At 66.3% G+C, this 6,524-nt stretch carries 4 protein-coding genes; 2 read left to right on the top strand and 2 right to left on the bottom strand.

From position 1 onward, the window contains the following. The first annotated feature begins 338 nt into the window (after positions 1–338). Positions 339–1,745, top strand: a complete 1,407-nt coding sequence (locus ACPL7H_RS19205) for an IS1380 family transposase (protein ID WP_424798336.1) — start codon at positions 339–341, stop codon at positions 1,743–1,745. Between the two features lie 565 nt (positions 1,746–2,310). Beyond that, the gene (locus ACPL7H_RS19200) at positions 2,311–3,768 is read left to right on the top strand and encodes an NlpC/P60 family protein (protein ID WP_424789168.1); all 1,458 of its coding nucleotides are present in this window, start codon (positions 2,311–2,313) and stop codon (positions 3,766–3,768) included. A gap of 186 nt (positions 3,769–3,954) precedes the next feature. Here the strand turns inward: ACPL7H_RS19200 and ACPL7H_RS19195 are convergent, their stop codons facing one another. Then, complete coding sequence (locus tag ACPL7H_RS19195; RefSeq protein WP_424789169.1) at positions 3,955–4,296, bottom strand: hypothetical protein; 342 nt, start codon at positions 4,294–4,296, stop codon at positions 3,955–3,957. Positions 4,297–4,779: 483 nt separating this feature from the next. After that, on the bottom strand, positions 4,780–6,186 hold the full coding sequence (locus ACPL7H_RS19190) for an IS1380 family transposase (protein ID WP_424798336.1): 1,407 nt from the start codon (positions 6,184–6,186) through the stop codon (positions 4,780–4,782). Positions 6,187–6,524 lie beyond the last annotated feature (338 nt).

The following is a 6,524-nucleotide window of genomic DNA, read 5'->3' as shown; positions in this document are numbered from 1 at the left end:
CCGGGCTCACAACGAAACCATCCGCATTGCATGGTCGGGCGGGGCACGTGACTGTGGCTCAGCCGGGTGTTCAACTCGTCCCATGCACCCGGACGCCCATAGTCGATGCGTTCGGACAACATCCATACCAGCCTATGCCACCCGCAGCCTTCTATCCGCCACCGCCACCTCATTCGCGGCAGCAAGCCCACCGGCAGTCCACGCCGAGTGTCTTAGCCTGGATCCACCGATGTAGAAGCGGCGTTGGTGAGCGTGGGGGCATGAGAATGCCCCTCTGACCTGGGAAGATGCGACTTATCTAAGGTCCGTATCGCCAGCTCAAGAGGGGCATCTCGTAGATGCAACTGTCTCATACCCATTCCGTGACTTCCGCGAGGTTCGACGAGCCCAATCTCGTATCGTCAGCCGGCCTGGTCCCGCTGGTCGCGCTGGCTGACAGAGCCGGTCTACGCGAGTTGGGCGATGAGCACCTGAGCGTGCCGGGTGACAAGGGCGCCAACGCGGGCCTGAAGCTGTCCTCGCTGGTGGCGGGCATGGCCACCGGCGCCGACAGCATCGATGACATGGCCGTGCTTCGCCACGGCGCGATGGGCAAGATCTTCGACCGCCCCTACGCGCCCTCGACGTTGGGCTCGTTCCTGCGCACGTTCACCTTTGGTCATGTCCGCCAGGGCGACGCGGTGGCATCCCGGTTCCTCATCAACCTCGCCGCGGACAGCGCACTGCTCGGCGACCAGCAGGAGGGCAGCGACACCGTGATGGTCGATATCGACGACACCATCATCGAAGTCCACGGCTACGCCAAACAGGGCGCATCGTTCGGCTACTCCGGAGTCCGGGGCCTGAACGCGCTGCTGGCAACCGTCTCGGCCGGGGACTTCGCGCCGGTGATCGCCGCCCAGCGACTGCGAAAGGGCAGCGCTGGCTCGGCGCGTGGCGCGGCCCGGCTGGCCATCGACGCACTGGCCCTGGTGAGCCGCACCCAACTCGCCGGCCGTGACGTGTTGGTGCGCACCGACTCGGCGTTCTACTCCCACGCGATGGTCGCCTCGGTGCTCGGCACCGGGGCTCAGGTATCGATCACTGCGCGGATGGACCAGCCTGTCAAGCGAGCCATCGCAGCCATCGCCGACGACGCCTGGCAGCCGATCAAGTACACCGAGGCCATCTACGACCAAGACACCGACCGGTGGATCTCTCGGGCTGAAGTCGCCGAGATCCCCTTCACTGCGTTCTCCTCCCGCAAGAAGGCCGAGCAGATCCCCGGCCGGCTGGTGGTCCGTCGCATCCCCGAGCTCAACCCCAACAAGAGCGACGGCCAGGCGACACTGTTCGACCTCTGGCGCTTCCACGCCTTCTTCACCACCACCCCGTCCACCGAGCGCGACACCGTCGTTGCCGACCAGGTCCACCGCCGTCACGCGATCATCGAGAACGTCAACGCCGACCTCAAAGCCTCCGCGCTGGCCCACATGCCCTCGGGAGTGTTCAACGCCAACGCCGCCTGGCTCATCTGCGCCGTGATGGCCTTCAACCTCACCCGCGCCGCCGCCACCCTCACCCAGACGCCCTCACTGCTGCGAGCCACGACCCCCACGATCCGGCGCAAGCTCATCAACATCCCCGCCCGGGTCGCCAGCACCGCGCGACGACTACATCTGCACCTACCGCTCAACTGGCCATGGGCACAGGCCTGGGTCGCGCTCTACGACGCCGTGTTCCCCGCCCGAGCCCCGGCGCCTTGACCCCCTCTTCCTGCCCCTCCGACCGAAAGCCAAGTGGAAATGCCGGACAGACCGGCTACTGCCGCGCGCCTTCAACCGCCCACATCACGCCAGCGCCGATTCAGGACCCGGCGCCCAGCCCATCGGTGGATCGAGGCTAAGTAGACCGCTATTGCGTGCCAGCGGTCCGCAGGGTGCGCACCATCCGCACCGCAACGGCCTGCTACTCCTCGCTGTACCGACGTGCCGGCGGCCCTCCAGCGGTCTGTTTGTTCGCCATGACTCCATCCTCGCTTCCAAGGTCTGGAGTCTCCACCGAACCCAGTACGGTTCAGTTGCAAAACCCGCTGAACTGCGCCCACCCGCTTGGGACCGGATCCCACTGAAACCGGCGCTCCAGTCCAATGAGGCCGACGAGGGACGTGTGCTAGATGTGATAAATGTGAATATCGGTGTAGATGTTCACAAAGCTATTGGTGTGCCCTACGGTGTGCATGTGACAGGTCAACACGACACGCCGAAGCACTAGGCGCAGTTTCTCTCGGGATGGAGCGGTATGGGTTCAGCGCGGCCCGCACGTCGTGGTGTGGCATTCGTTTCTGCGCTTCTGTTGGGCGTCGGGCTCGGTGTCGGCTCAGCGGCTGCTAGTCCGCAGATCCCCAGCGAAGATGAGATCGACCAGTCCTGGCGGCAGGTCGAGGGTACTGCCGGGCAGGTAGCACAGCTTGAGGTACAACTGGCCGCCAACGCGGCTGACGTGGAGACCGCGCAGCAGGACGCGGCGATCGCCACCGACCAGTACAACCAGGCCGTGGTCGACCTGCAGGACGCCGAGGCCGCTGCGCAAACTGCCGCCGCCGACGCCGAGCGCGCGGATGCCGAGTTGCTGGTGGCCAGCCAGGACGTGGCCCGCCTGGCCATGGCCGCCTATCGCGACAACGGTGGGCTGGGCCACCTGGAGATGTTGGTCTCCTCCAGCGGAGTCAGCGATGTGCTCTACCGGGCCTCCGCCTTCGATCGGCTTGGGGGCGGTGCAGACGATGCGTTCCAGCGGTTGGACGCCGCTGAGATCATTGCCGCGCTGATGCACCTGCGCGCCGAGGAAGCGCTTGCCGAGCAGGCCGAGGTGGCGGCCGAACTCGAGATCGCCCACGACGAGGCCGAGCAGGCAGTCGCACACGCCGAACAGACCCAACAGGACACCCAGGCCCAACGCGGCGTGCTGATCGGGGAGTTGGCGCAGTTGCGCCAGACCTCCTACGAACTCGAGGAGCAACGTCAGGATGGGCTGGAGCAGCAGCGGCGGGAGCGGGAGAATGCCGCGGCAGCCGCAGCGCTGAACGTGCAGCCGGCGGCATCGGAATCGGATGTCTCCGCAGACGCAACTGGTGAGGACTCCGGTGGTGTCGACTCTGCTGATGAGGGCTCTGCTGCTTCCGACGACTCCGCGGACTCGGGACGTGCTGAGTCCGAAGACGACAGTTCCGATGGCCCCGGGGACTCCACCCCTTCACCAAGTCCGAGCCCAAGTCCAAGCCCGAGTCCGAGCCCGAGCCCAAGTCCGAGTCCGAGCCCGACCACCCCTCCTTCGGACGATGGCGGCTCCGGTAACGGTGACTCTGGCAGCGAGGACTCGGGTAACAGCGGTGGCAGCAATGGCGGCACCGGCGGGTCCGCTGCCAGCACCGGCCAGGCCGCGCTGAACTGGGCCATGGGCCAACTTGGTACGCCCTACCAGTGGGGTGGTGCCGGCCCGAACGGATATGACTGCTCCGGCCTGACTATGCGGGCATACCAGAACGCCGGGGTCAACCTGCCGCGTACCTCCAGGGAACAGTACGACGCCGTCAACAAAGTGCCTTTGGACCAGAGGCGACCCGGCGATCTGATCTTCTACTCCAACAACGGGCAGGCCAGTGGCATCTACCACGTGGCAATCTACGCCGGGAACGGCATGCGGGTGCAGTCTCCCCGGCCAGGTTCAACGGTAGAACACGTAACGGCATGGTGGACCAACGTGCTGCCGATGGCCGGCCGCCCCTGACCGGGCACAAGTTCAACTCGAGTTCGATAACGGTCGAGTTCGATGACTTGTGTTAAGTCGCAGGACATCGGTGCCGAAGACCAGCCGCACGGCGTCGGAGTCGGTTGACAAAGCCCTGGGCAGTTCGGCCTGCATGCTGGCCGGCCAGGTGTGCGGACCGGACCGGCACGTGCCACATGCGGGCGGCTATGTGCGGGACTGTCCAAGTTCGACACTTCTGTCATAGGCGGTACGCACCTGCTCCAGGTCCACACCGGCCCGCACGCAGTCGGCGATGCCGGCGGGGCCGAGGTTGCGGTCCAGGTAGGCCCCGAAGTCGGGCTCGTCTTTACCGGCCGGCACCCACCGGGCGCACTCGGTAGCGTTGTTGCCGGCGAAGGTTGCCGCCGTCTGCAGGTCTCCTGCCAGTCCGATTTCGTCCAGGTGTGCAAGTTCATCGGCGTCGAGTCCGCGGTTCCAGCGCTGGATGCAGCCTTTGCGCCATCCGGGTCCGCGACGGGCCATCGGCTCGGGCAAGTCGTACGGCATTTCGGAGGGGTGGGCGCGGGTCAGTTCACTGCCCGCCCAGTGGGAGTCCTCACCGACGAAGCCGAATGCTCCCCGGTATGGGTCGTGCCAGGCGCGGGCGTCGGAGGCCAGCCACGCCGGCGACGCAGGTGCGTGGCACCCAGTGGGTAGCCGAGTGCACCACGGCCAGGGGCTTGCGGGCGGCTTGCCCCGGTGAGCGGTCAAACGGGGACTCTTGTGACATGTGCGCTGCGATGTCCGAATCGAGTCATCTGCCGACGACGGTGGCTTAAGGCGCAAGTTGCAGGGCCACATCTGAGGTGACGCGGGGCAACTCGGCGAACTGGCCACCGCTCGGTTGGCCTAAGCCTCGATCCACCGATGGGCTGGGCGCCGGGTCCTGAATCGGCGCTGGCGTGATGTGGGCGGTTGAAGGCGCGCGGCAGTAGCCGGTCTGTCCGGCATTTCCACTTGGCTTTCGGTCGGAGGGGCAGGAAGAGGGGGTCAAGGCGCCGGGGCTCGGGCGGGGAACACGGCGTCGTAGAGCGCGACCCAGGCCTGTGCCCATGGCCAGTTGAGCGGTAGGTGCAGATGTAGTCGTCGCGCGGTGCTGGCGACCCGGGCGGGGATGTTGATGAGCTTGCGCCGGATCGTGGGGGTCGTGGCTCGCAGCAGTGAGGGCGTCTGGGTGAGGGTGGCGGCGGCGCGGGTGAGGTTGAAGGCCATCACGGCGCAGATGAGCCAGGCGGCGTTGGCGTTGAACACTCCCGAGGGCATGTGGGCCAGCGCGGAGGCTTTGAGGTCGGCGTTGACGTTCTCGATGATCGCGTGACGGCGGTGGACCTGGTCGGCAACGACGGTGTCGCGCTCGGTGGACGGGGTGGTGGTGAAGAAGGCGTGGAAGCGCCAGAGGTCGAACAGTGTCGCCTGGCCGTCGCTCTTGTTGGGGTTGAGCTCGGGGATGCGACGGACCACCAGCCGGCCGGGGATCTGCTCGGCCTTCTTGCGGGAGGAGAACGCAGTGAAGGGGATCTCGGCGACTTCAGCCCGAGAGATCCACCGGTCGGTGTCTTGGTCGTAGATGGCCTCGGTGTACTTGATCGGCTGCCAGGCGTCGTCGGCGATGGCTGCGATGGCTCGCTTGACAGGCTGGTCCATCCGCGCAGTGATCGATACCTGAGCCCCGGTGCCGAGCACCGAGGCGACCATCGCGTGGGAGTAGAACGCCGAGTCGGTGCGCACCAACACGTCACGGCCGGCGAGTTGGGTGCGGCTCACCAGGGCCAGTGCGTCGATGGCCAGCCGGGCCGCGCCACGCGCCGAGCCAGCGCTGCCCTTTCGCAGTCGCTGGGCGGCGATCACCGGCGCGAAGTCCCCGGCCGAGACGGTTGCCAGCAGCGCGTTCAGGCCCCGGACTCCGGAGTAGCCGAACGATGCGCCCTGTTTGGCGTAGCCGTGGACTTCGATGATGGTGTCGTCGATATCGACCATCACGGTGTCGCTGCCCTCCTGCTGGTCGCCGAGCAGTGCGCTGTCCGCGGCGAGGTTGATGAGGAACCGGGATGCCACCGCGTCGCCCTGGCGGACATGACCAAAGGTGAACGTGCGCAGGAACGAGCCCAACGTCGAGGGCGCGTAGGGGCGGTCGAAGATCTTGCCCATCGCGCCGTGGCGAAGCACGGCCATGTCATCGATGCTGTCGGCGCCGGTGGCCATGCCCGCCACCAGCGAGGACAGCTTCAGGCCCGCGTTGGCGCCCTTGTCACCCGGCACGCTCAGGTGCTCATCGCCCAACTCGCGTAGACCGGCTCTGTCAGCCAGCGCGACCAGCGGGACCAGGCCGGCTGACGATACGAGATTGGGCTCGTCGAACCTCGCGGAAGTCACGGAATGGGTATGAGACAGTTGCATCTACGAGATGCCCCTCTTGAGCTGGCGATACGGACCTTAGATAAGTCGCATCTTCCCAGGTCAGAGGGGCATTCTCATGCCCCCACGCTCACCAACGCCGCTTCTACATCGGTGGATCCAGGCTAAGACACTCGGCGTGGACTGCCGGTGGGCTTGCTGCCGCGAATGAGGTGGCGGTGGCGGATAGAAGGCTGCGGGTGGCATAGGCTGGTATGGATGTTGTCCGAACGCATCGACTATGGGCGTCCGGGTGCATGGGACGAGTTGAACACCCGGCTGAGCCACAGTCACGTGCCCCGCCCGACCATGCAATGCGGATGGTTTCGTTGTGAGCCCGG

The organism is Pseudactinotalea sp. Z1732, from assembly GCF_049724975.1.
Lineage (GTDB): Bacteria > Actinomycetota > Actinomycetes > Actinomycetales > Beutenbergiaceae > CALKWS01.
The sequence above is the reverse complement of the archived record's forward strand: the minus strand, read 5'-3'. Positions and strand labels throughout refer to the sequence as shown.

Excerpts from the sequence above, each read along its gene's own strand:
- ACPL7H_RS19205 (WP_424798336.1), top strand. The coding sequence starts at position 339 with ATGCAACTGTCTCATACCCATTCCGTGACTTCCGCGAGGTTCGACGAG.
- ACPL7H_RS19195 (WP_424789169.1), bottom strand. The coding sequence starts at position 4,296 with ATGCCGTACGACTTGCCCGAGCCGATGGCCCGTCGCGGACCCGGATGG.
- ACPL7H_RS19190 (WP_424798336.1), bottom strand. The coding sequence starts at position 6,186 with ATGCAACTGTCTCATACCCATTCCGTGACTTCCGCGAGGTTCGACGAG.